This is a genomic window from Faecalimonas hominis (genome assembly GCF_054660755.1).
Genome location: NZ_BAAHSH010000027.1, coordinates 67782 through 90978 on the forward strand (window position 1 = coordinate 67782; position 23197 = coordinate 90978).

Annotated in this window: 30 protein-coding genes and 1 pseudogene; 17 read left to right on the forward strand and 14 right to left on the reverse strand. The window is 40.1% G+C overall.

Annotation, left to right across the window (positions count from 1 at the left end; all coding sequences use genetic code 11):
- Positions 1-99 precede the first annotated feature (99 nt).
- The 3 genes from yfcE to ACYQ35_RS05150 are packed head-to-tail and all read left to right on the forward strand — an operon-like array spanning position 100 to position 2188.
- Positions 100-642, forward strand: coding sequence for a phosphodiesterase (gene yfcE / locus ACYQ35_RS05140; RefSeq protein ID WP_459830911.1), 543 nt, complete (start codon positions 100-102; stop codon positions 640-642).
- A complete protein-coding gene (locus ACYQ35_RS05145; RefSeq protein WP_459830914.1) occupies positions 642-1361 on the forward strand; it encodes an NAD-dependent protein deacylase in 720 nt (239 codons plus the stop codon). The genes yfcE and ACYQ35_RS05145 overlap by 1 nt, the downstream gene beginning before the upstream one ends.
- The gene (locus ACYQ35_RS05150) at positions 1358-2188 is read left to right on the forward strand and encodes a hypothetical protein (protein WP_459830916.1); all 831 of its coding nucleotides are present in this window, start codon (positions 1358-1360) and stop codon (positions 2186-2188) included. The genes ACYQ35_RS05145 and ACYQ35_RS05150 overlap by 4 nt, the downstream gene beginning before the upstream one ends.
- Positions 2189-2241: 53 nt before the next feature.
- Here ACYQ35_RS05150 and sdaAA read toward each other — a convergent pair whose 3' ends face one another.
- Both sdaAA and sdaAB read right to left on the reverse strand, forming a co-directional pair.
- On the reverse strand, positions 2242-3114 hold the full coding sequence (gene sdaAA / locus ACYQ35_RS05155) for an L-serine ammonia-lyase, iron-sulfur-dependent, subunit alpha (protein ID WP_459830919.1): 873 nt from the start codon (positions 3112-3114) through the stop codon (positions 2242-2244).
- Between the two features lie 12 nt (positions 3115-3126).
- The gene (gene sdaAB, locus ACYQ35_RS05160) at positions 3127-3795 is read right to left on the reverse strand and encodes an L-serine ammonia-lyase, iron-sulfur-dependent subunit beta (RefSeq protein WP_009461448.1); all 669 of its coding nucleotides are present in this window, start codon (positions 3793-3795) and stop codon (positions 3127-3129) included.
- Between the two features lie 66 nt (positions 3796-3861).
- On the opposite strand from sdaAB, the gene ACYQ35_RS05165 reads away from it, so the two are divergent.
- On the forward strand, positions 3862-4131 hold the full coding sequence (locus tag ACYQ35_RS05165) for a DUF1294 domain-containing protein (protein ID WP_009461446.1): 270 nt from the start codon (positions 3862-3864) through the stop codon (positions 4129-4131).
- Between the two features lie 36 nt (positions 4132-4167).
- On the opposite strand, the gene hydF is transcribed toward ACYQ35_RS05165, so the two are convergent.
- Genes hydF through ACYQ35_RS05185 form a run of 4 tightly spaced genes read right to left on the reverse strand, consistent with a single transcriptional unit; the run spans position 4168 to position 8113 of the window.
- Positions 4168-5367, reverse strand: a complete 1200-nt coding sequence (hydF, locus tag ACYQ35_RS05170) for a [FeFe] hydrogenase H-cluster maturation GTPase HydF (RefSeq protein WP_459830923.1) — start codon at positions 5365-5367, stop codon at positions 4168-4170.
- Positions 5368-5377: 10 nt separating this feature from the next.
- Positions 5378-6799, reverse strand: coding sequence for a [FeFe] hydrogenase H-cluster radical SAM maturase HydG (gene hydG, locus ACYQ35_RS05175; RefSeq protein ID WP_459830925.1), 1422 nt, complete (start codon positions 6797-6799; stop codon positions 5378-5380).
- A gap of 15 nt (positions 6800-6814) precedes the next feature.
- Positions 6815-7852 (reverse strand): [FeFe] hydrogenase H-cluster radical SAM maturase HydE, encoded by a 1038-nt coding sequence (gene hydE / locus ACYQ35_RS05180; RefSeq protein ID WP_459830928.1) that lies wholly within the window; start codon positions 7850-7852, stop codon positions 6815-6817.
- A 9-nt stretch (positions 7853-7861) separates the two neighbouring features.
- Entirely contained in the window at positions 7862-8113 is a 252-nt protein-coding gene (locus ACYQ35_RS05185) for a TM1266 family iron-only hydrogenase system putative regulator (protein ID WP_009461438.1), read from the reverse strand.
- A gap of 236 nt (positions 8114-8349) precedes the next feature.
- Between ACYQ35_RS05185 and yaaA the strand changes: the two genes are divergently transcribed.
- Positions 8350-9087 (forward strand): peroxide stress protein YaaA, encoded by a 738-nt coding sequence (yaaA, locus tag ACYQ35_RS05190; RefSeq protein ID WP_459830931.1) that lies wholly within the window; start codon positions 8350-8352, stop codon positions 9085-9087.
- A 23-nt stretch (positions 9088-9110) separates the two neighbouring features.
- On the opposite strand, the gene ACYQ35_RS05195 is transcribed toward yaaA, so the two are convergent.
- From ACYQ35_RS05195 to ACYQ35_RS05215, 5 genes are all read right to left on the reverse strand, one after another.
- On the reverse strand, positions 9111-9425 hold the full coding sequence (locus ACYQ35_RS05195; RefSeq protein ID WP_459830934.1) for a hypothetical protein: 315 nt from the start codon (positions 9423-9425) through the stop codon (positions 9111-9113).
- A 14-nt stretch (positions 9426-9439) separates the two neighbouring features.
- Positions 9440-9697, reverse strand: coding sequence for a hypothetical protein (locus tag ACYQ35_RS05200; RefSeq protein ID WP_009461434.1), 258 nt, complete (start codon positions 9695-9697; stop codon positions 9440-9442).
- A gap of 35 nt (positions 9698-9732) precedes the next feature.
- Positions 9733-9984, reverse strand: a complete 252-nt coding sequence (locus tag ACYQ35_RS05205) for a hypothetical protein (protein WP_009461432.1) — start codon at positions 9982-9984, stop codon at positions 9733-9735.
- A gap of 35 nt (positions 9985-10019) precedes the next feature.
- Entirely contained in the window at positions 10020-10181 is a 162-nt protein-coding gene (locus tag ACYQ35_RS05210) for a DUF6019 family protein (protein ID WP_009461430.1), read from the reverse strand.
- Positions 10182-10400: 219 nt separating this feature from the next.
- Positions 10401-10667 carry a hypothetical protein gene (locus ACYQ35_RS05215; RefSeq protein ID WP_459830939.1) on the reverse strand — a complete coding sequence of 89 codons (267 nt, stop codon included), beginning with the start codon at positions 10665-10667 and terminating at the stop codon, positions 10401-10403.
- A gap of 177 nt (positions 10668-10844) precedes the next feature.
- Here ACYQ35_RS05215 and ACYQ35_RS05220 point away from each other — a divergent pair, with 177 nt between their 5' ends.
- Complete coding sequence (locus ACYQ35_RS05220; protein WP_459830941.1) at positions 10845-11051, forward strand: hypothetical protein; 207 nt, start codon at positions 10845-10847, stop codon at positions 11049-11051.
- A gap of 88 nt (positions 11052-11139) precedes the next feature.
- On the opposite strand, the gene ACYQ35_RS05225 is transcribed toward ACYQ35_RS05220, so the two are convergent.
- The 3 genes from ACYQ35_RS05225 to ACYQ35_RS05235 are packed head-to-tail and all read right to left on the reverse strand — an operon-like array spanning position 11140 to position 12928.
- Positions 11140-11823: a DUF4367 domain-containing protein gene (locus ACYQ35_RS05225; RefSeq protein WP_459830944.1), complete on the reverse strand. Its 684-nt coding sequence runs from the start codon at positions 11821-11823 to the stop codon at positions 11140-11142.
- Positions 11816-12394, reverse strand: a complete 579-nt coding sequence (locus ACYQ35_RS05230) for an RNA polymerase sigma factor (protein ID WP_459830947.1) — start codon at positions 12392-12394, stop codon at positions 11816-11818. The genes ACYQ35_RS05225 and ACYQ35_RS05230 overlap by 8 nt, the downstream gene beginning before the upstream one ends.
- Positions 12395-12409: 15 nt before the next feature.
- Positions 12410-12928, reverse strand: coding sequence for a peptidylprolyl isomerase (locus ACYQ35_RS05235; protein ID WP_459830949.1), 519 nt, complete (start codon positions 12926-12928; stop codon positions 12410-12412).
- Between the two features lie 142 nt (positions 12929-13070).
- Between ACYQ35_RS05235 and ACYQ35_RS05240 the strand changes: the two genes are divergently transcribed.
- The 11 genes and pseudogenes from ACYQ35_RS05240 to ACYQ35_RS05290 form a co-directional block, all read left to right on the forward strand.
- Entirely contained in the window at positions 13071-14003 is a 933-nt protein-coding gene (locus ACYQ35_RS05240) for a DMT family transporter (RefSeq protein ID WP_459830953.1), read from the forward strand.
- A gap of 52 nt (positions 14004-14055) precedes the next feature.
- The gene (locus ACYQ35_RS05245; RefSeq protein ID WP_459830956.1) at positions 14056-14907 is read left to right on the forward strand and encodes an energy-coupling factor transporter ATPase; all 852 of its coding nucleotides are present in this window, start codon (positions 14056-14058) and stop codon (positions 14905-14907) included.
- Entirely contained in the window at positions 14892-15734 is an 843-nt protein-coding gene (locus ACYQ35_RS05250; RefSeq protein ID WP_009461415.1) for an energy-coupling factor transporter ATPase, read from the forward strand. The genes ACYQ35_RS05245 and ACYQ35_RS05250 overlap by 16 nt, the downstream gene beginning before the upstream one ends.
- Positions 15731-16555: an energy-coupling factor transporter transmembrane component T family protein gene (locus ACYQ35_RS05255; protein WP_009461413.1), complete on the forward strand. Its 825-nt coding sequence runs from the start codon at positions 15731-15733 to the stop codon at positions 16553-16555. The genes ACYQ35_RS05250 and ACYQ35_RS05255 overlap by 4 nt, the downstream gene beginning before the upstream one ends.
- A 95-nt stretch (positions 16556-16650) precedes the next feature.
- Entirely contained in the window at positions 16651-17388 is a 738-nt protein-coding gene (truA, locus tag ACYQ35_RS05260) for a tRNA pseudouridine(38-40) synthase TruA (RefSeq protein WP_459830960.1), read from the forward strand.
- Positions 17389-17400: 12 nt separating this feature from the next.
- Positions 17401-18159 (forward strand): acyl-CoA dehydratase activase, encoded by a 759-nt coding sequence (locus ACYQ35_RS05265; RefSeq protein WP_009461409.1) that lies wholly within the window; start codon positions 17401-17403, stop codon positions 18157-18159.
- A 28-nt stretch (positions 18160-18187) separates the two neighbouring features.
- Entirely contained in the window at positions 18188-20353 is a 2166-nt protein-coding gene (locus tag ACYQ35_RS05270; RefSeq protein ID WP_459830963.1) for a DNA topoisomerase III, read from the forward strand.
- Positions 20354-20506: 153 nt separating this feature from the next.
- Positions 20507-21238 (forward strand): glucosamine-6-phosphate deaminase, encoded by a 732-nt coding sequence (gene nagB, locus ACYQ35_RS05275; RefSeq protein ID WP_009461405.1) that lies wholly within the window; start codon positions 20507-20509, stop codon positions 21236-21238.
- An 11-nt stretch (positions 21239-21249) separates the two neighbouring features.
- Positions 21250-22356, forward strand: a complete 1107-nt coding sequence (nagA, locus tag ACYQ35_RS05280; RefSeq protein WP_009461403.1) for an N-acetylglucosamine-6-phosphate deacetylase — start codon at positions 21250-21252, stop codon at positions 22354-22356.
- 20 nt (positions 22357-22376) lie between these two features.
- On the forward strand, positions 22377-22883 hold the full coding sequence (locus ACYQ35_RS05285) for a flavin reductase (protein ID WP_009461401.1): 507 nt from the start codon (positions 22377-22379) through the stop codon (positions 22881-22883).
- Between the two features lie 228 nt (positions 22884-23111).
- Positions 23112-23197 (forward strand): annotated as a pseudogene (locus ACYQ35_RS05290) (IS200/IS605 family transposase); the annotation flags it as partial.

Genomic DNA, 23197 nt, shown 5'->3' on the forward strand with positions numbered 1-23197 from the left:
TATTAATTCCTTCCTCTAAAAACTAAAAGTCCTTGAGCCTTTAGGTCAATTTATGTTACAGTTAAGGTAGAGATTGGAACAAAGAAAGAGGACAGAAAAATGAAGTTAATGATTGCATCAGATATACACGGTTCAGCATATTATTGCGAGAAAATGATAGACGCATTTCAAAGGGAAAAAGCGGACAGATTGTTACTCCTAGGTGATATTTTATATCACGGTCCCAGAAATGATTTGCCGAAAGAATATCAGCCGAAAAAGGTAATTGAAATGTTAAATAACATGAAAGAGGAACTGCTCTGTGTCAGAGGAAATTGTGATACGGAAGTCGACCAAATGGTGCTGGAATTTCCTATTTTGGCAGATTATGCCATTCTTTCCGTTAATGACAGAACGATTTTTGCCACACACGGACATCAGTTTAACAGAGACAATCTTCCTATGTTAAAAGAGGGAGATATTTTGTTAAACGGACATTTCCATGTGCCGGCAGGAGAGCAGGTTGGAAAATACATTTATTTGAATCCGGGTTCGATATCCATTCCGAAGGAAAATTCAGAACATAGTTATATGATAATAGAAGACAATGTATATTTGTGGAAAAACTTAGAAGGAGAAGTATATAAGAAGGAGGTTTTCTAATGGAAAAGTTATCACTGCTTCAAAAAATGATAGATGACAGTCATCGAATTGTATTTTTCGGAGGGGCGGGAGTATCTACGGAGAGTAATATTCCTGATTTTCGCAGCAGTGACGGCATTTATCAGGAAAAATATGCTTATCCTCCGGAACAGGTTGTAAGTCACACATTTTTTCAGAAGAAACCGGAATTGTTTTATGAATTTTACAAAGAGAAAATGATGTTCCTAGATGCAAAACCGAATAAAGCACATTTAAAACTGGCAGAAATGGAAGCAAAGGGAAAATTAAGTGCCGTTATCACGCAAAATATTGACGGCTTACATCAACTGGCAGGAAGTAAAAATGTTTTGGAACTACACGGAAGTATTCATCGCAATTATTGTCAGAGATGCGGGAAATTTTATGGTGCAAAATATGTGAAGGAATCGGAAGGAATTCCTATCTGTGAATGTGGTGGAACAATAAAGCCGGACGTGGTACTCTATGAAGAAAGTTTGGATAGTGAGGTTATTCAGCAGTCCGTGAGAGAGATTGCCCAGGCGGATATGCTGATTATCGGAGGAACTTCCCTCGTTGTCTATCCGGCGGCAGGTTTTATTGATTATTTCAGGGGAAAGCATCTTGTTGTTATTAATAAGAGCGCCACACCGAGAGATGAGCAGGCAGATTTGTGTATACAAAAACCAATAGGAGAAGTGTTGGAAGGAATTACAGTATGAGAAAGAAAGCGGGAATAAGTTTACTATTTATATTAGTACTTTTCTGTGTTTGTTTAGCAGCGTGCAAAAAGGAAGAAAAAAAAGAAAAACAAAATAGTACAAAAGATAATCATAAACCAATCGAGGCGATGTACGTTCCATTTGGAGAAGACGGTTATATCTTTTTCGACACAAGTACGGAATCTCCGTTTTATGCAATCATTCCGGAAGACAAACTGTATGATACGAATGATAAAAAGATGAAACAAAAAGATTTGAGTGCGGGAGATATCATTGCCTGTTATGGTGACGGGAAAATGCTTGAATCATATCCGGGGCAATATCCGGGCGTGACGAAAATGGTTCGTGTAAAAAAGGGAACAGTGGAAGATACGAAAAAATATGAGAAGGAAGTTGCCAAATTTGCACAGAAACCGGGCAAAGCAGATATTCCGTATCTGGATATTGAAAATATGCAGAAAGATGCTCTTGTGACAACCGCCGCAACAGAGGGAAATTATGAGTGGAAATATGAGGACAGCAGTGGAAATGAGCAGGTGGAGACAGTAGAAAATCTTTCTCTTTCGGATAAAGAAGGATTGGCAGATGTGATTTGCGATGGAGAAAATTCGGACTTAAAATTGATTTTCTCTGCTGAACCAAATCATGTCAAAGTGAGAAGATGGCCGCTCGACACAGCGAAGGAACAAAATTCTTACGGGCAGCGCGTGAGGGTAACACTGGACGGAAATACCGCCTACATAAAAAGAGCAAAAAAGACATATATATATGAAGTGATTGCCACATGGGATAATGGAAATGTTCATTATGGATTTTATATCCCATAGAATAAGGTCTGTTTCGTTTAGATAGAATGGAAACAGACCTTGTTTTTATTTGACTATTTACAAATACCACAGCCCAAACTGCAGCCTGTCGGTGTACCTGCACAGCCTCCCATAGCAGTTTCTCGAAGTTCAAACGGAAGACTTTTTCCAACGCGGAACATCGCTTCTGCCATTTCGTCAAACGGAATAGGGTGTGTAACACCGCTGAGTGCAAGTTCTGCGGAAGTGATCGCATTGGCAACTCCAATTGCATTTCGGCTCTGACAAGGAGATTCCACAAGCCCTGCGATTGGATCGCATACAAGCCCGAGCAGATTTGAAAGGGCAATGCCGGCAGCAGTCAGGCACATCTCGGGAGTGCCGCCCATCATTTCAACTACCGCAGAGGCAGCCATCGCAGAGGCAGCGCCGACTTCTGCCTGACAGCCGGCTTCTGCACCGGAAACGGAAGCATTTCGCATTAAAATATATCCGATGGCGCTGGCGTTTAACAACCCGCTATAAAGCGTGGAGTCTGACAATTCCTTTTCCTCCTGAAGAGCAAGTAATGTTCCCGGAATAACACCCGATGAGCCTGCAGTCGGTGCAGCGACAATCAGCCCCATAGATGCGTTGACCTCCAAAACAGCCATACTGTAGGAAATGGCTTTCGATAACATGGAGCCGCACACGCTTGCATTTGTTTTAGCATGGTCTGCAACCTGTTTTGCCTCTCCACCGATAAGACCACCGATAGATTTCCCCGGATTTTGTATCGGTTTGTGGGCAGAATTTTTCATAATTGTAAGCACTTCAGTCAATTTATCATCTACCTCTGCGGACGAAAGAGTTCCCATAGTGATTTCACGTTCTTTCATGGCGGCGGAGATGGAAATCTGTTCTTTTTCACATAAGTTTAATAAAGTTTGTCCATTTAAAAAATCCATTTTCATATCCTCCTACATCTGAATGAGCATTAAATCTTTTACATGCTCATTTACCCGGATTTTATCTAAAATTTCTTCCGGAATTTTCTCATCAGATTCCACAATGGTAAATGCGGTAGCGCCTTTATCTTCCCTGAACAGACGCATAAATGCAATGTTTACGTTCTCCTCACTTAAACACTGTGTGATGTGGGCAACTACTCCCGGTTTATCAGTCTGTTGTACAATCAATGTGCTATATTCGCCGGTAAATTCTACGTCAATATTATTAATACGGACAATCTTCATCTTTCCTCCGCCGATAGATTCTCCGCGAATGGAAAGAATGTGTCCCGCTTTATTTTCCAATACAATATCAGCAGTATTTGGGTGTTCTGTCATTGTCTCTTCATCAATAATATAATGGTATTCCAATCCTTCACGGTCGGCTATCGTAAAAGCGTCCCGAATTCTTTCGTCATCTGTAGAAAAGCCTAAAGTGCCTCCCAATAATGCTTTATCTGTTCCGTGGCCGCGATAAGTTTTGGCAAAAGAACCATATAGTGTAAAGGTGACTTTATCGATTGGCTGAGCAAACATCTTTCGTGCAAGAAGTGCAATGGCAACTGCACCTGCGGTGTGTGAACTGGACGGACCAATCATATTTGGACCTATCACATCGAAAATGCTTAGAAAATTCATAACATTCCTCCTGATATATTTACAAATTTATTCTTCTTATTATATCATGGTTAGGGAGGTATTAAAATGACAAATATAATTATTTATTTATGTGCGATAAATATAATGACATTTTTATTATATGGGTTAGATAAACAAAAGGCGAAACGCCACAAATGGAGAATCCCTGAAGCGACACTTTTAGGTGTGGCTTTAGCGGGAGGTTCCATAGGGGCGTTTCTTGGAATGTATATATTTCATCATAAGACAAAGAAAGCAAAGTTTTATATTGGTGTACCGATGTTTTTTGTGATGCAGGCAGTGGGCATCATTGTTATTCAGACTCGTCTCCTTTAAGTGTAGTTTGGATAATACCTATATTGTAAAGGTTTTCTATCTGTGTGTAAAGGGTTCTAAACTTCTTTCTAAAATTCCGTTCATTTTTGCAATGGCAATACCATAATTGGTTATTGGAACATTCATATCTTTGGCACAGCGAAGGCGGTATTTCATTTCCCGCTCATTTAACATACAGCCTCCGCAGTGGATAATCAGATGATATTTTGTTAAATCGGAAGGAAATTCTTCCCCGCTTGTGAATACAAAGTGCAAATTTTTTTGCGTATATTTTTTCAATAAATTTGGCAGTTTTACCGTTCCTATATCCCCGCATTGGCGGTGGTGGGTGCAGCCCTCGGAAATCAGCACGGTATCTCCGTCTTTCAGTTGGTCAATGGCAAATGCTCCCTGAGTTACCGTGTCCAAATTTCCTTTATATCTGGCGAATAAAATAGAGAAAGAAGTCAGTAAAACACTTTTCGGAACAATTTCCGACACCTGTTTAAATGCCTGACTGTCAGTAATGACAAGTCGGGGTGTTTTTCCTAAATTTTCGAGAGTTTCTTTTAATTCCGTATCTTTGACGACAATGGAAACGGCATTGGCGTCCAAAATATCCCGAATGGTCTGTTGTTGCGGTAAAATAAGCCGTCCTTTCGGAGCGGAGGAATCAATCGGTACAACAAGGACAACAAAATCATTAGGTGAGATTAAGTCACTTACAATTGGAGTTCCATTTACGTCTTTGGGAAGAAGAGTGGAAATTTTCTCCTTTAATTCCCGTATGTGAAAACCAGTTTTTGCGCTTATTTCTATAGTATGTTCAGTATGTTCCGCGAGGGAAAGTGTAGATTTTTCCGGCAAATCACATTTATTGTGGATAATCAGATATGGAATCTGCTTATCCTGAATTTTTTTTAAAATGTTTTCGTCCTCCACGGTCATTCCGACAGAACTGTCTATAACGAGCAGGGCAATGTCGGTTTTGTTCAACATCTGATATGTTTTTGTAATACGTAACTGCCCCAGTTCCCCCTCATCGTCAAGACCGGCAGTGTCGATAAATACGACAGGCCCAATGGGAAGAAGTTCCATTGCCTTTAAGACAGGATCGGTAGTTGTTCCCTTTGTGTCGGACACAATGGAGAGTGCCTGTCCGGTTAATGCGTTGATTAAACTGGATTTTCCACAATTTCTTCTTCCGAAAATGCCGATGTGGATTCGGTTTGCAGAAGGAGTGCTGTTTAAACTCATATAATTCCTCCTAGAATCTGAAATCTCTTCGATTATCATTTGCAATGGCTTTTAAATTTTCAATGACAACCTGACGGACTTTTTCATTTGGAATTTTGCCGATTTCTTCCTGAATAACATTTTCCCCTACTTTTTTTGTTGCCTCAGAAGCATAGTCCATAAGATATTCTTTTAATGTCATCAGTGCGTTTGGCTGGCAGCAGTTTTGAATCTGTCCGCTTTTACAAAGAGACATAAATCTGTCGCCGGTTCGCCCTTCGCGGTAGCAGGCAGTGCAGAAACTAGGGATATATCCCAAATCTATAAGCCATTTCACAACTTCGTCCAATGTTCTTGTATCGCTGACATCAAACTGCTCGGATTTATTGTCGTCAGGTTCCGGTTCAGCGTAGCCGCCCACACTTGTCTTAGAACCGCCGCTAATTTGGGATACACCCAAATGAAGAACACGCTCGCGACAGGCCTTGCTTTCTCTTGTGGAAATAATCATTCCCGTATATGGTACGGCAATACGGATACAGGCAACAATTTTGGCGAAAGTATCATCGTCAATTCCGTTGTCAAAAGAATCTGCGTCGATATCGTCTGCATGGCGGAGACGAGGAACACTGATAGTATGCGGACCTACTCCGAAAACTGCTTCCAAATGTTCCGCGTGCATCAAAAGACCTGCCAGTTCATAGCGGTATTTGTCCAAACCGAAGAGAACGCCAATTCCAACATCATCAATGCCGCCCTGCATCGCCCTGTCCATAGCGGTTGTGTGGTAATCGTAATCATGTTTCGGTCCGGTCGGGTGAAGTTGCAAATAACTTTCTTTATGATACGTTTCCTGAAAGAGAATGTAAGTGCCGATTCCGGCTTCTTTCAATTTGCGGTAATTTTCCACTGTAGTTGCGGCAATATTTACATTGACACGGCGGATTGCACCGTTTTTATGTTTTATGCCGTAAATGGTTTTAATGGATTCAAGTACATATTCAATCGGAGAATTCACAGGGTCTTCACCTGTCTCCAAAGCAAGGCGTTTGTGTCCCATATCCTGAAGGGCAATCACTTCTTTTCGGATTTCTTCCTGTGTCAGTTTCTTTCTCGCAATATGTTTATTTTTCATATGATAAGGGCAGTATGTACAGCCGTTTACGCAATAGTTAGAAAGGTAAAGCGGGGCAAACATAACGATACGGTTTCCATAGAAATCCTTTTTGATCTGCTCAGCAAGAGCATAAATTTCCTGATTTTTTTCTTCAATATCGCAGTCTAACAATACTAACGCCTCTCGATGTGTAAGACCTTTGCGAAGTTTTGCTTTCTCGATAATCTGATTGATGAGTTCCACATTATGTTTGTTTTTCCCGGCAAAATCTAATGTGTCGAGAATTTCCTCGTGGTTAATAAATTCTTCCGGATTCTCAGATAAAATATTGTACATGGTAAACTCCTTTCATTAATTGAGCGAATCCCCTCTGGAAACGCTGATTTCATATCCGATTTTTTGAATTTGTGTCGTAAGTTGTTCAAGTCCCTCGGCTGCTTCACTGTCCGTACAGATTTTGTTATCGTAGAGCAGATAGTTTTTTCGCACACTTAGCGGGGAAAGATTTGGCATCACTACATTTGCTCCCGCAAGGATTCCCTGTTCCCGTCCGTCGGGGGCGATTGTTCCAAGCGCAGTCGTGGAAGGGAGAAGTACTTTAGGCAGCATAAGTCGGATTAATGCCAGCATAAACAGGGTAAGTTCAAGACTTCCCTGTGGAGAACTTTTGAATGGTGTATCGTGGTGGGGGATAAATGGTCCGATGCCCACCATCTGCGGATTTAATTTCTTTAAAAACAGCATATCTTCCGCAAGATTTTCGGTTGTCTGATAAGGCGAACCAACCATAAATCCGGTTCCGACCTGATAGCCAATGTCTTTTAAGTCCCACAGGCACTGCTGACGTTTTTTGGCGCTGAGTGTATGCGGGTGTAATTTTTTGTAGTGTTCGGACACATATGTTTCGTGTCGAAGAAGATAGCGGTCAGCGCCTGCATCGAAAAATGCCTTGTAACTGTCATAAGATTTTTCACCGACAGACAGAGTGATGGCACAATCCGGATAAACTGATTTTATGGACGAAATGATGTCCGTCATTTTTGCGTCCGTGAAGTAACCGTCCTCGCCGCCCTGCAGGACAAATGTGCGAAATCCAAGCGGATAACCGATCCGGCAACATTCCAAAATCTCTTCCTTTGTCAAACGGTAGCGGCAGGCATTTCCGTTACTTTTGCGGATTCCACAGTAAAAGCAGTCGTTTTTACAAAAATTTGTAAATTCAATCAGTCCCCGTATATATACTTTATTTCCGTAATAAAATTTCTGTACTTCCCGTGCCTCTGAAAAAAGATATTCTGCCAGTTCGGGTGTGCGATTGTCAATAAGACTTATCCATTCCTCTTTTGTCAACGTCTGTGTTTCTTTTAATTTTTGAATAAGTTGTTTCATAAATTCCTCTTAAACTGATGTTTTTGCGTAGGTTGTTTTTGTATTGATGCCCGAAAGCATTCCTAGTTTTCCTGAAAGTGAACTGATAATATCATTCGGTGCGTCAATAGCCACGCTGATAATGGAAATATTTTTCTCGCGATATGGAATCCCCATACGTCCGATAATGTATTGGCTGTATTCACTTAACAGCCGATTGAGTTCGCTTACAGACTCATTACTCTCGACAATAATGCCGATAAGTGCAATTCTTGTATTCATAAAGCCTCCTTTTACAGTGGGATTACAAAAGAAAAGTGCCGGAAGGCACACATAAAAAAGGGTAGAAAATCCCCTTGAAATCGAAATGTTATGCCTTCTTACGCAGGTGTAATCCTTTGTAATCAGTACGTTTTTCTTAGTATATCATAATTAGATAATAGGGACAAGAAACGTTTATTTTTTGACAAATATATGATAAAAACAGTATAATAATGTCACAGAAAAGGAGGAGAAAAATGCTGACAATTATTTCACCTGCAAAAAATATGAAAATACGAAAAAGAGATGACCTATCGCTGAGCAAAACTGCATTTCCCGAAGAAACAGAAGAAATCATCAAAGAGTTAAAGAAATATCAGCCTTACGAATTGGAAACTTTAATGAAAATCAATGAAAAACTGGCGGTACAGGCGTTTATGGACATACAAAATTTTGATTTGCATAAGGCAGGAACACCTGCGATTTTGACCTATGACGGTCTTGTGTTTAAAAATATAGACGCGGAAACATTTTCGGTGGAGGAAATGGAGTTTATCAATATGCACTTGCGAATTTTAAGCGCCTGCTATGGAGCAGTCAGACCGTTAGATGAAATTTTACCGTATCGGTTGGAAATGCAATGTAAATTGAAAATAGATGACAAGAGTTTGTATCAGTTTTGGGGAGATTTGTTGTATAAGGAAGTTTATAGGGAAAATCAGATTGTGTTAAACTTGGCATCGGAGGAATATGCAAAGGCGATTCGGAAATATGCTAAGTATGATAAGTTTATTGATGTGGAATTTTTGACATATCGTAAGGGGAAACTGCGTACAATTACCACTTCGGCAAAAATAGCGAGAGGGCAAATGGTACGGTTTATCGCAAAAAACAGAATTGACGAGCCGGAACAAATCAAAGCGTTTGACTGGAATGACTATGAATTTGAAGAAAGTATGTCAAATGAGAAAAAATATGTATTTATACAACGATAAAGGAGGGGATTTCGCCCCTCCTTCTATTCTGCTATTCCATGTGCTACAATATAAAAGTCGTTTTTGTCTTCGATTGAACTGCTCCAAAATTTCCGATCAACAGTTTCAAATGTAAGTGATTTATCATTTGTCAGTACAGTATAATAACTTTTTTGCTTTGCATTATTACTTTTTCCGGTCAGTTTGACACGATATTTGTAGTTCATTATCTCAGGGGAATTTATCAGCGAAGATTCCTCACGAACAAACTCCTGTTTCTGTGTGTTTTCCTGTTTGGAAGATGCGCAACCGGTTAGAACCATACTGCAAACAAGTAAAACAAAAAATTTCTTAGTCATTTTATTCACCTCATTTATACATAAAGTCCTGCAACAATAAAGGCAAATATGCAGAGAATGATGATTTGCTTTTTACGGTTGACAGATGCCTCTAAATATTGTTTTTCCCGCTCGGCACAGTAGGCAGCAGGAACAAATGCGATAATAATGCACCATAACAAAGCAAATAAAGAAATCATATTGGAGTCGATACCTGTAAGAGCGAACCAATTCCAAAGGCTTTTAAAAAATAACGCAAAGTTTAGAAAAATAAGTACAATGGACATAAGCATAAAATCCCCCCTTTTCTTCGTTCGTGTAAATAAAGTTAGAAAAGGGAGATAATCATTGTAATGATAATGAAGATAACAATCCCTTTCTCAACAAGTGAAAATTCATAGTTTTTCGGTCTTAATTTGACAAGGATACAGGTGAAGATGAACTGTGCTGTATCAAATACGGAAGTCGAAGCACTATGATTAACTCCTTTAGGTAAAGCAAACATCATGTATGCAAGGACAAAGGTCATCATAAACCAAATGATTTTCAAAACGTTAAATTGCTTTGTTGACAGAGTCATAGGTAAATCCTCCTGCAAAGTTTTGCTTAAATAGTTTAATCGTTTTTCTTTTCTAGAGAGTCATGATACTCCTGCAGTCCTTTCTTAACAGCAGATTTAATCACAAAGTATAATACGATTATTGTGATTAAAAATGCAGGAAGTGACTTTGCAAACATAATCAAATCAAATAGTACATCATTAAAAAAATCCATCATAAATGTTCCCTCTTTTAAATATTTTAACTTTTTAATTCAATGTGGAAGAAATTTTGTTTCCACAGTTGCCACAATAATAAGTCTTTAAATTCCACTGGCATGGTAAAACAGTTTTTCTACAGTATGGACACCGTAAAAGAAAGAGAGGCAGCATATAAGAAAATAAAAACGCAGTCGAGATTTTTGTTTTAACGTCAAAGTATCCCCTCCCGACATTTTTTATGAAAAAAAGAAAAGTTTTACAATAATTACAATAATCATAATAAATCCAATCAATTTTTCGATTTTAGGTACATGATAATCTTTTGGTTCAAAGTATGAAACAATAAAAGCCAGTACGAAATATGTAATGTCAAATATAAAAAAGCCGGTATTATATGTGACTAAAATTTCATCAGGGACGAAAAACATATTTGCCCAAAAGATAAACGTCATTATAATTGCAATAATTCTTAAAAATCGAAAAGGTTTTTTGGGTATTGTCATATCCAGCCCTCCTCTAGTAAGTTTAGTGTATTAGGTGTTCATTGTGTTGTCAATGGATACGGAAGTTATTTCCAAAAGTTAAGTAATCCTTAAGGAATGGTGAGTTGTGTATTCTTTTTCATAAAAAATCCTCCTCAAATTGTTTTATATAATTAGTAACAATCCAAGGAGGAAAATGTGACAAAAAATTTTAAAAATTTTTTAGATTTAGAAAAAAATGCTGATAAACAATCCGAGCATAAGTATGCTGGCAGCAATTTTCTGTTTGGAAGAAAGCGTAAAATCTTTAGGCATCAGCCAAATCAAAACAATACTGTAAACGCAATAGATGAAATTAAGTGCAAAAAATACACCGCTGTAGTTGTATTCAATTTTGGCGGGTAAGAAAATGGCTTTACACCAAGAAAGAATACACATGATTTCCCAAATAAGTACCAAAGGTTTGTAAGTTTTTAGAGATAGTTTCATAAATTTACTCCTTTCTTAAACTTTTTATAACTTTTATAAGTTCTTCAGAACTACTTTCACCGCCAACTTGGAAAACATAATTGTCAGTAATATACATGAGAGTATGAAATCCATATTCATCAGATAGCAAATAACATGGGAATCCACTAATGTCAATTTTTTTAGCGGGTGTTCCATCAGATGAAATCGAAACAGAGGAATCTTCAAAAAATTTTACAGAAGATTGTTCGTAATAGAAGGTTCTTTCATTTTTATCTTCATATATTAGACTATAAGTTTCAAAAGTGGAATCATATTCTGCGTCTACCAACGTACACCCCTCCGGAATGTAGGTCGGTTTCACTTTCACAAACTCTTTTTCCTTATGATTTTCAGGAGCGTCAAATGATACGTCTGTGTGGTCGTCAAATAACTGTTCAAAATATTTTCCGATACGTTCCCGAATATCCGGATTGGCGAGGACGGTCATTCCGCCGAAAAGAAGAACGAGGATTGCCACGAGAAGATAACGGAATTTTAAACGTTTGCGGTATCGAATAGGAGATTCCCGATGTAGAAGAGGCTGCATTTTTTCTTCGAAAGCAGGGGGAAATGTATGACTATCTCTCTCTGAAAAATCGGTTACCTCTTTTTTGTAATCCTTTTCAACAGCAATTTTTACGGCGTTTTCTAATAATTTATCATTCATTTTGAATCCCTCTTTTTAATAACTCCTCTTTTAACATTGCCTTTGCCCGCTGGGAGATTTTGCGGACGTGGGCAGGTGTCTTATCGATAAATTTAGCGATTTCCTCACCGGAAAGTGCATTGTAATATTGTAGGTATAAAACTTCCTTATAAGGAAAAGGCAGGCTGCGAATTAATTCTGCAAGAATTTCCGCAATTTCCCGTTCTTCCGTTACCTTTTCCGGTGTAAAATCCATTTTCACCTCAACCCAGTCTTCGTAGGCAGAAGTTTCATGGTGTTTTTTCTTCTGATAAAGTGTAAACGATTTGTTCTTTACAATAGTAACAATGTAGTTCCATGTTTTGTGACAGGAAATATCATTTATTTTTTCAAAATTTTCAATAATCGCCTTGAAGGACTCATGGACAATGTCCTCTGCATCATTTTCATTATGTAAAATTTTAAATGCGACAGCGTACATTTTATCTCTGTAGAGGAAATACAACTGTTCAAATTTTAGTTTTTCCTCCGGTGTTTCAAGCATTTCTAAGTAAACAAGCATAACGTCTCCAATTTCTAAAAAAGGCGGCAAATTTGCCGCCTGTCATTACATTTTGTCCGGTTCAGGATAATTTTCTCCGAATGTTTCCACTGTTACTGTTTTCATTCTCTGTGTTTCCAATGGTCTGTCATTGTAATCTGTTGCTGTTTCCGCAATTTTATTTACAATATCCATTCCTTCCGTCACTTTACCGAATGCTGCGTAAGAGCCGTCTAAGTGAGGAGAAGTTTCGTGCATGATAAAGAACTGTGAACCTGCAGAATCAGGGTGCATTGCACGAGCCATGGAAAGTACGCCCGGTTCATGTTTTAAATGATTTGAGAATCCGTTCTGATTAAATTCTCCTTTGATTGTGTATCCCGGACCACCCATTCCTGTTCCGTCAGGACAACCGCCCTGAATCATAAAGCCACGAATAACACGGTGGAAAATTAATCCGTCATAATATCCGGAATTTACAAGGGATACAAAGTTATTTACTGTATTCGGAGCAATTTCAGGATATAATTCTGCTTTGAGTATATCTCCGCTCTCCATTTCAAATGTTACGATTGGATTTGCCATTTGATTACTTCCTTTCTTCTGAAAAAATAATGTTATATCCTATTGTAATGGGGGAGAAATATTTTGTCAACGTACGGTTTTTACTTTACGAATGGGAGAAACTTCGTTACAATAGAGACATGAAAAAATGGAGTGTGAGAAAATGGAAAAAACAATGAGAAAGACAAGTGTCGTTGCGATTTTGGCGCTTATCTGCTGTGCACTTTGGGGAAGTGCGTTTCCGGCAGTGAAAATAGGATATGAGTTATTTGAGATTAAGATGGTGGGAAGTCAGATTTTATTTGCGGGATACAGATTCTTTTTGGCGGGAGTTTTAACATTTTTGCTGGCCTGCATATACGAAAAGCGATTTGTTACGCTGAAGAAATCTTCAATTCCTTATGTATTTGCACAGGGATTACTTCAGACAACGGTACAATATCTTTTCTTTTATATAGGAATGGCAAATACAACGGGAGCAAAAGGCTCTGTCATCAATGCGTCAAACGGATTTGTTGCAATTATCGTTGCAACGATGCTTATTCCGGCAGAAAAAATGACGTGGAGAAAGGCGCTGGGCTGTGTTGTAGGATTTGCGGGAGTTATTTTCATCAATCTGTCACCGGGAGCGTGGGGAAGTGGATTTTCTCTGCAGGGAGAAGGAATGGTGATGCTTTGTTCTATCGCATATGGAACGAGTTCGGTGACGTTGAAATTGATTTCACATAGAGAAAAGCCGATGACATTAACGGCGTATCAATTGCTGTTTGGCGGGGCGGTTTTAACTCTTCTTGGTATATTTGCAGGGGGCAGTATTACAAACTTTACGGTAAAATCTACTGTATTACTGCTCTATATGGCATTGCTTTCTACGATAGCATTTAGTCTGTGGACGGTATTGCTGAAGTATAATCCGGTAAGCAAAGTTGCAATTTTCGGATTCAGTATTCCTATTTTTGGCGTACTGCTGTCAGGGATCTTTTTGGGAGAAGAAATCTTTTCTATCAAGAATATACTTGCATTGCTATGTGTTTGTGCGGGAATTATTGTTGTGAATAGAGAAAGCCGAAGCAGAGAGCAGATTATTGCAAAATAAAGTGAGATGAAGTACAATAACACACAGTGACAAGACGAAAAGAGGGTTGCGTATGAGCATGATAAAAACAAAACATCTTGTGTTTGAATATGATAAATTAGACGAAACAGGAAATGTCATTGGAAAGCACCGTGCAATTGACGGCGTGGACTTGAATATAGAAGAGGGGCAGTTTATTGCGATTCTCGGACATAACGGTTCGGGAAAATCTACATTGGCGAAACATATCAATGCTATTTTAACATCTACGGAAGGAACAATGTGGGTTGACGGAAAAGATACGAAGGATTTAGATAAACTTTGGGAGATACGTCAGTCGGCAGGAATGGTCTTTCAAAATCCGGACAACCAGATTATCGGGACGGTTGTGGAGGAAGACGTGGGATTCGGGCCTGAGAATCTGGGAGTTCCCACAGAGGAAATATGGCAGAGGGTGGATAAAAGTCTTCACGCAGTCGGTATGACGGAATACCGACACCATTCACCGAATAAACTGTCAGGCGGACAGAAACAGCGTGTAGCCATTGCAGGTGTGATTGCCATGTGTCCGAAATGTATTGTGTTAGACGAACCTACGGCAATGCTGGATCCGATTGGAAGAAAAGAAGTTTTGCGTACGGTTGAGGAACTTCGCAAAAGAGAAAAGGTAACGGTCATTTTGATTACACATTATATGGAAGAGGTTATCGGAGCAGACAGAGTATTTGTCATGGAACAGGGGCGTGTTGTCATGGACGGGACGCCGAGAGAAATATTTTCGCAGGTGGACGAGTTGAAAAAACACAGACTAGACGTTCCGCAGGTAACAATGTTGGCACATGAATTAAGAAAAAGAGGAGTAAAACTTCCGAAGGATATTCTTAAGACAGAAGAGTTGGTGGAGGCATTATGTCAATTAAATTAGAGCATATCAATTATATATACGGAGAGGGGACAGCTTATCGGAAACAGGCGTTAAAAGATGTTTCACTGGAAATCCCTCACGGGCAGTTTGTGGGAATTATCGGGCATACCGGTTCGGGAAAATCGACGCTGATTCAACATTTGAATGGTTTAATCAGGGCAACGGACGGAAAATTTTATTTCAACGGTGAAGATGTGTATGCGGAAGGATATTCCATGAGGAATCTGAGAAATGAAGTCGGACTTGTTTTTCAGTATCCCGAGCATCAATTGTTTGAGGTGGACGTACTGACCGATGTTTGTTTCGGACCGAAAAATCAGGGGCTTCCGAAGGAAGAATGTGAAAAGCGGGCGAAAGAAGCGCTGGAAGCGGTAGGATTTCCGGAAAAATATTATGGACAATCGCCATTTGATTTGTCCGGAGGACAGAAAAGACGAGTGGCAATCGCAGGTGTTTTGGCGATGCAGCCGAAAGTTCTCGTTTTGGACGAGCCAACCGCCGGTCTTGATCCCAAGGGACGAGATGAGATTTTAGATCAAATCGCAGAGTTACACCGACAGGGAGATATGACGGTAGTTCTCGTATCACACAGTATGGAAGATATTGCGAAATATGTGGAACGGCTTATCGTGATGAACAGGGGTGAAAAAATGTTTGACGGAACACCGAAAGAAGTTTTTTCCCACTATAAAGAACTGGAGCAGATAGGGCTGTCGGCACCTCAGGTTACTTATGTGATGAATGCGTTAAAAGACAAAGGATTTGCGGTAAGTACGGAGGCGACAACCATTGAGGAAGCGGTAGAGGAGATAATGAAAGCATTATGATTAGAGATATAACAATAGGACAATATTATCCGGCAAACAGCATTGTGCATAGGCTTGATCCGCGAGTAAAAATTATGTGTACGTTATTTTACCTGATTTCACTTTTCCTGTTTAAAAGTGTGCTGGGATATGCTCTTTGCACTGTATTTTTATTTGCGGTAATCAGATTATCAAAAGTGCCGTTTAAATTTATTACAAAAGGATTGAAACCCATTATCGTTTTACTGATGATTACGGTTTTGTTTAATCTGTTTTTGACGAATCAGGGAAATGTACTTGTATCCTTTTGGATTTTTAAAATTACGGACGAGGGACTTCGCACGGCGGTATATATGGCAATCCGTCTTATCTATCTGATTGTCGGATCATCACTGATGACACTGACAACAACGCCAAATGAACTGACGGACGGAATCGAAAAATTATTAAAACCGTTTAACAAAATCAAAGTGCCGGTACATGAAATTGCCATGATGATGTCCATTGCACTTCGGTTTATTCCTATTTTACTGGAAGAAACAGACAAAATCATGAAAGCGCAGATTGCAAGAGGTGCGGACTTAGAAGGCGGGAACATCATTCAGAAAGCAAAAAACATGATTCCGATTCTTGTTCCGTTGTTTGTATCTGCATTTCGTCGGGCAAATGACTTGGCAATGGCAATGGAAGCGAGATGCTATCAGGGCGGAGAAGGAAGAACAAAAATGAAGCCGCTCGTATATCAAAAACGAGATTACATTACTTATGCGGTAACGATACTATATATAGTTGTAATGGTTCTGGTGGGACGCTATATCTCCTTCCGAGTGTGGATATTTTAGTGAATTTTAGTCAATTGGGGACGTAGTAAAATTGAGTTTTACTACGTCCCCAATTGAGAAATGCCCTGTCCCTTTTTGAAGAATTGAGGTAGAAGATGAGAAGAGTGAAGTTGACAATTGCCTATGACGGCACGAATTATTGCGGTTGGCAGATTCAGCCGAATGGGATTACGATAGAAGAGATAGTAAATAAGGCGTTAAGTAAATTGACGGGAGAGAAAATTGTTGTGATTGGAGCGAGCCGTACGGATTCAGGCGTGCATGCCATGGGGAATGTGGCGGTGTTCGACACGGAGACAACGATTCCACCTGAGAGGGTTGCAATGGCAGTGAACCGCATTTTGCCGGAAGATATTGTGGTAGTAAAATCTGAGGAAGTACCGTTAGATTTTCACCCAAGATATTGCGATTGTGAGAAGACGTATGGATATCATATTGTAAATACGAGAATTCCCATTCCGACAAAGCGACTGACGAATTATTTTGTTTCCTATGAATTGGATTTGGATAAGATGCGAGAGGGAGCATCTTATCTGATTGGTGAGCATGATTTTGCCAGTTTTTGTAACATTAAGACGGACGTGGAAAGTACGGTTCGTACGGTAAAAGAATTGGAAATTTTGGAAAATGGCGAAGAGATTACCATTCGGATTAGCGGGAACGGCTTCCTTTATAATATGGTTCGCATTATCGTGGGAACACTTATCAGGGTAGGAAGAGGGTTTTATGAGCCTGTGCAGGTAAAAGAAATTTTGGAAGCGAAGAACAGAAAGGCAGCGGGAGTGACAGCGCCGCCGCATGGCCTGATGTTAATGGAAATCAGATACAATTAAGGGGGCGAAAAGATGAATTACGTAGGAATAGATATAGGTTCTACTGCATCGAAAGTAGTTGTACGTGGGGAGAAGGAGTTGCACTTTGTTCTGCCTACAGGGTGGAGCAGCAAAGAAACGACGATGACAATTCGGGAGCGTCTGTTAAAAGAAGGAATTGATGTGGAGGACGAAAAGACGAGAGTTGTGGCAACAGGTTACGGACGGGTGGCGGTGGATTTTGCCGATAAAGTTGTGACGGAAATCACATGCCACGCCAGAGGTGGCCGTGAACTGGCAGAGGGCGACTGTACAATTATTGATGTGGGCGGTCAGGATACAAAGGTTATTCAGGTAAATGGCGGTATGGTTATGGATTTCCTGATGAATGATAAATGTTCTGCGGGAACAGGAAAGTTTTTGGAAATTATGGCGAATCGTTTAGGTATCACGCTCGACGAGTTATTTGAACTGGCAAAAACAGGGGAGATGATACCGATCAGTTCACTTTGCACGGTGTTTGCGGAATCAGAAGTTATCAGTTATATCGGTGAAGGCCGGCCGAGGGAGGATATTGCCATGGGTGTGATTGAATCGGTCGTATCAAAGGTGGCTCAATTGGCACAACGGCAGACGTTGGCTGAGAAAATCATTCTGACAGGAGGACTAAGTCACAGCGCTTATTTTGCGGAGCGTCTCTCCAAGAAATTAGGAGCAGCAGTCACGCCGACTGCTTTCGGAAGATTTGCCGGAGCATTGGGGGCTTCTTATCTTGCGGAAGAGAAAAAGTAGATTAAAAACTGAAGGATAGGAAAGAAAAATGAAATCATTAGTTATAGCAGAAAAACCGTCGGTGGCGAGAGATATTGCGAGGGTGCTGCACTGCAAAAAGAATATCTCGGGTGCCATTGAAGGGGAAAAATATATTGTAACATGGGCGCTGGGACATTTAGTTACCCTTGCAGACCCTGAAGGATATGACAAAAAATTTAAAGAATGGAAGATGGACGTTCTTCCGATGATGCCAAAGAAAATGGAACTGGTTGTCATTAAAAAGACTGCAAAACAATACAATGCGGTGAAAACGCAGTTGTTTAGGAAAGATGTGGACAATATTATTATTGCCACAGATGCCGGGCGAGAAGGGGAACTTGTTGCCAGATGGATTCTTGCAAAGGTGAACTGCCATAAACCGATTAAGCGTCTTTGGATTTCTTCCGTGACGGATAAAGCCATTCAGGACGGATTTGCCCATCTTTCGGACGGAAGAAAGTACAATGACTTATATATGGCGGCAGTTTCCCGTGCGGAAGCGGATTGGCTTGTAGGAATCAATGCCACACGGGCATTGACATGTAAATATAACGCACAACTTTCCTGTGGGCGTGTACAGACGCCGACTCTCGCCATGATTGCAAAGAGGGAAGAGGAAATCAGAACATTTAAACCTCAAACTTACTATGGGCTGACGGTTCAGGCAGGAAAGATTAAATGGACATGGCAGGACATGAAATCCGGAAGTTACCGCACATTTTCCAAAGAGAGAATTGAAGAACTGGAAAAGGGAGTGGCAAATACAGGACTGCAGGTGGAGCAGGTGGAAAAATCAGCGAAAAAATCTTTTGCACCGGGGCTTTATGATTTGACTGAACTGCAGAGAGATGCAAACAAGAGATTTGGATTTTCTGCAAAAGAGACGTTAAACATTATGCAAAGACTTTATGAAAATCATAAAGTACTGACGTATCCGAGAACGGACTCGAAATATATCGGAACGGACATTGTGGATACGATTAAGGACAGGCTGCGTGCCTGTGGCATAGGACCGTACAAAAAACTTGCGGGAAGTCTTCTGATGAAACCGCTTCAGACGAATAAATCTTTTGTGGACGATAAAAAAGTGAGCGATCATCACGCCATTATTCCGACGGAACAGTATGTACAGTTGGAGCATATGACAAATGAAGAGAGAAAAATTTATGATTTGGTCGTGAGAAGATTTTTGAGTGTTCTTTATCCCCCGTTTGTATATGAGCAGACGACATTAAAAGGGAAAGTGAGGAAAGAGACTTTTGTGGCGAAAGGGAAAACGGTTCAACAGATTGGCTGGAAGGCTGTATATGAATATGAGGAAGAGCAGGAAGATGAGTTGTCTGAACAGTCTTTACCGCAGATAGAAAAAGGAAGTACATTTGCGATAGAAAAAGTATTCGCCTCGGAAGGAAAAACAAAGCCGCCGGCAAGATTTACGGAGGCAACACTTTTATCTGCTATGGAGAATCCGGTAAAATATATGGAATCCAAAGACAAACAGGCAGTGCAGACGCTGGGAGAAACCGGCGGTCTTGGAACGGTAGCCACAAGGGCTGATATTATTGATAAACTTTTCAATACATTCCTTATGGAGTTAAAAGGAAAAGAAATTTATCTCACGTCAAAAGGGAAACAGTTATTGTCGCTTGTTCCTGAAGAATTAAAGAAGCCGGAACTGACGGCGGACTGGGAGATGAAACTTTCCCGCATTGCTAAAGGGGAACTGGCGAAAGAAACATTTATGACGGAGATTGAAACGTACACGGAAGATATTGTGGAGGAAATCAAACACGGGGAAGGGAATTTCCGACACGATAATGTGACGACAAAGAAATGTCCTAAATGTAATAAGCCGATGCTGGCGGTGAACGGGAAAAATGCGAGAATGCTTGTATGTCAGGACAGAGAGTGCGGACACAAGGAAGTAATTGCAAGACTTTCCAATGCAAGATGTCCGAATTGCCACAAGAAAATGGAAATCATTAAAAAAGGTGATGAAGAACAGTTTGTATGTGTATGCGGGCATAAGGAAAAAATGTCTGTTTTTAAAGCGAGAAGAGAAAAAGAAGGGGCCGGAGTCAGCAAAAAGGACGTACAGCGATATCTGAAACAACAGAAAGAAGAGCCGGTCAATACCGCATTTGCAGACGCACTTGCTAAATTAAAAATTTAGCAAATTCACAGTATATCAGAACAGAAATAAAAAAAGATAATGAAATAGTTAAATAGTCTACAAAATCGTCATATAACGTGGTAATATATAAAGAGTATTATCTGATACTCAGTAACGGTAAAAATCAGCATATGTAGAAAGGAAGAAATAAACATGAAAATTTGTGTAGCAAAAGATTATAACGAAATGAGCAGAAAGGCAGCAAATGTTATCGGAGCACAGGTTATTATGAAACCAAATTGTGTTCTCGGGCTTGCGACAGGCTCTTCACCAATCGGTACATATAAAGAATTAATCAAAAGATATGAAGAAGGGGATCTTGATTTTTCGCAGGTGAAATCAGTAAACCTTGACGAATATAAAGGACTTCCAAGAGATAACGATCAGAGTTATTACTACTTTATGAACGATAATTTCTTTGACCACATCAACATTGACAAGGCAAACACAAACGTGCCAAACGGTATGGAACCAGATGCTGAAAAAGAATGTGCACGTTATGAAGAATTAATCGCTTCTCTTGGCGGAGTAGATTTACAGTTATTAGGACTTGGACACAACGGACATATCGGATTTAACGAGCCTGCACCACAGTTTGACAAAATTACACACTGTGTAGATTTACAGGAAAGTACAATCGAAGCAAATAAACGTTTCTTTGCATCAGCAGATGATGTTCCAAGACAGGCATATACAATGGGAATCGGAACAATTATGAGTGCAAAGAAAATCGTTGTTGTAGTAAGCGGCGAAGATAAAGCAGAGATTGTTAAGAAAGCATTTTTCGGGCCGGTTACTCCTGAAGTACCTGCATCAATTTTGCAGATGCACCCGGACGTAACTGTTGTATGTGATGAGGCAGCATATTCTAAAGTGGCTCAGTAGAGGTGAAGACAATGATTATTAAGAACGTACAGGTATTTACGGAAGAAGGAAAATTTGAACCGGGAGAAATCATTATTGAGAACGGTATTTTTCAGGATACGGCGACAAATCAGGACGAAGTAATAGACGGACAGGGCGGATACGCAATTCCGGGACTTGTTGATGTACATTTTCACGGTGCAGTAGGGCATGACTTCTGTGACGGAACAGAGGAGGCTATCCGTGAGATTGCTAAATACGAAGCGTCACAGGGAATTACAACGATGGTTCCTGCAACAATGACTTTGTCTGAAGAAGAGTTGATGCATATTTCTAAGACGGCAGGTGCGTATAAAAATGAAGAGGGCGCTGTTCTTGCGGGAATTAATATGGAAGGACCGTTTATTTCACCGGGGAAAAAGGGCGCTCAGGCGGGGACGCATATTGTAAAACCTGATGTGGAAATGTTCCGCAGACTGCAGGAAGCGGCAAACGGTTTATACCGTCTTGTAGACATTGCGCCTGAGGCAGAGGGAGCAATGGACTTTATTGAAGCGCTGAAAGATGAAGTACATATTTCTTTTGCGCATACATTGGCAGATTATGATACTGCGAAAAAGGGATACGATTTAGGGGCAGACCACGCAACACATTTATACAATGCAATGCCTGCATTTACACATCGCGCACCGGGAGTTATCGGAGCGGCACATGACAGCAGCCATTGTTTTGTAGAGTTGATTACAGACGGAGTTCATATTCACCCGTCAGTTGTCAGAACAACATTTGATATGTTTAAAGACAGAGTAGTTTTAATCAGTGACAGCATGCGTGCAACAGGTCTTGATGATGGAGAATATACTCTTGGCGGTCAGGCGGTAAAAGTAGAGGGCAATGTGGCCACTCTTGTGTCAGACGGTGCTTTGGCAGGTTCTGTTACAAATCTGATGGACTGTGTGAGAGTTGCAGTTCAGAAAATGGATATTCCGTTGGAAACTGCAATTGCAGCAGCGACAATTAATCCGGCAAAAAGCGTAGGTTTGGACGATAAATACGGTTCAATCAAAGTGGGTAAAGTCGGAAATGTTGTGTTGTTAAATGAAGACTTATCATTAAAAGAAGTTATTGTAAACGGTTAACAAAGAAAAGAAGGAATAGTATGGCGTTTGTAGAGATTGCAATAAATGAACTGCAGATAAATCCATTTACGAAAATAGGAAAAGAGTGGACTTTGATTACGGCAGGAGATATCCAAAAACACAATACGATGACAGCGAGTTGGGGAGGCGTCGGCGTTCTTTGGAATAAGAATGTGGCGACAGTCTATATTCGCCCACAGAGATATACAAAGGAATTTGTGGACGGAAATGAGAAGTTTACCCTTACATTTTTCTCTGAACAATATCGCAATGCGCTGACATATTTGGGAAGAGTGTCGGGAAAAGACGGAGATAAGATAAAAGAAAGCGGCTTAACTCCGATGGAAATGGAAGGAACAATCGCTTTTAAGGAAGCACAGCTTGTTCTTGTCTGTAAAAAGTTATATGCGGATACATTGAAGCCGGAATGCTTTTTGGACAGGGAAACCGAACGGAAGTGCTATCCTGAGAAAGACTACCATACAATGTATATAGCAGAAATTGAGAAAGTTTTTGTACGAGAATAAAATGAGAATGGGAGCAGAAAGAGTCTGCTCCCATTTTAGTTGTTAGGGTAAAGCCCTGTTTGCCATTGTGGAGTTTTTCGCTGATCCGAAAAACGGAACTTTGGAAAACAAATAAACCACCTGCTATGCAGGTGAGATAGAGGTGCTTCAGCTTACAGTAAAAAACCTCCAGTGTTATAATTAATGCAAGGTTCGCCAACCGCATTAATAAACAAAGGAGGTATCCAGATGGATAGTAATAGTTTATCACATACAAAATGGAATTGTAAGTATCATATTGTTTTTGCACCAAAAAATAGAAGAAAAGTAGCATA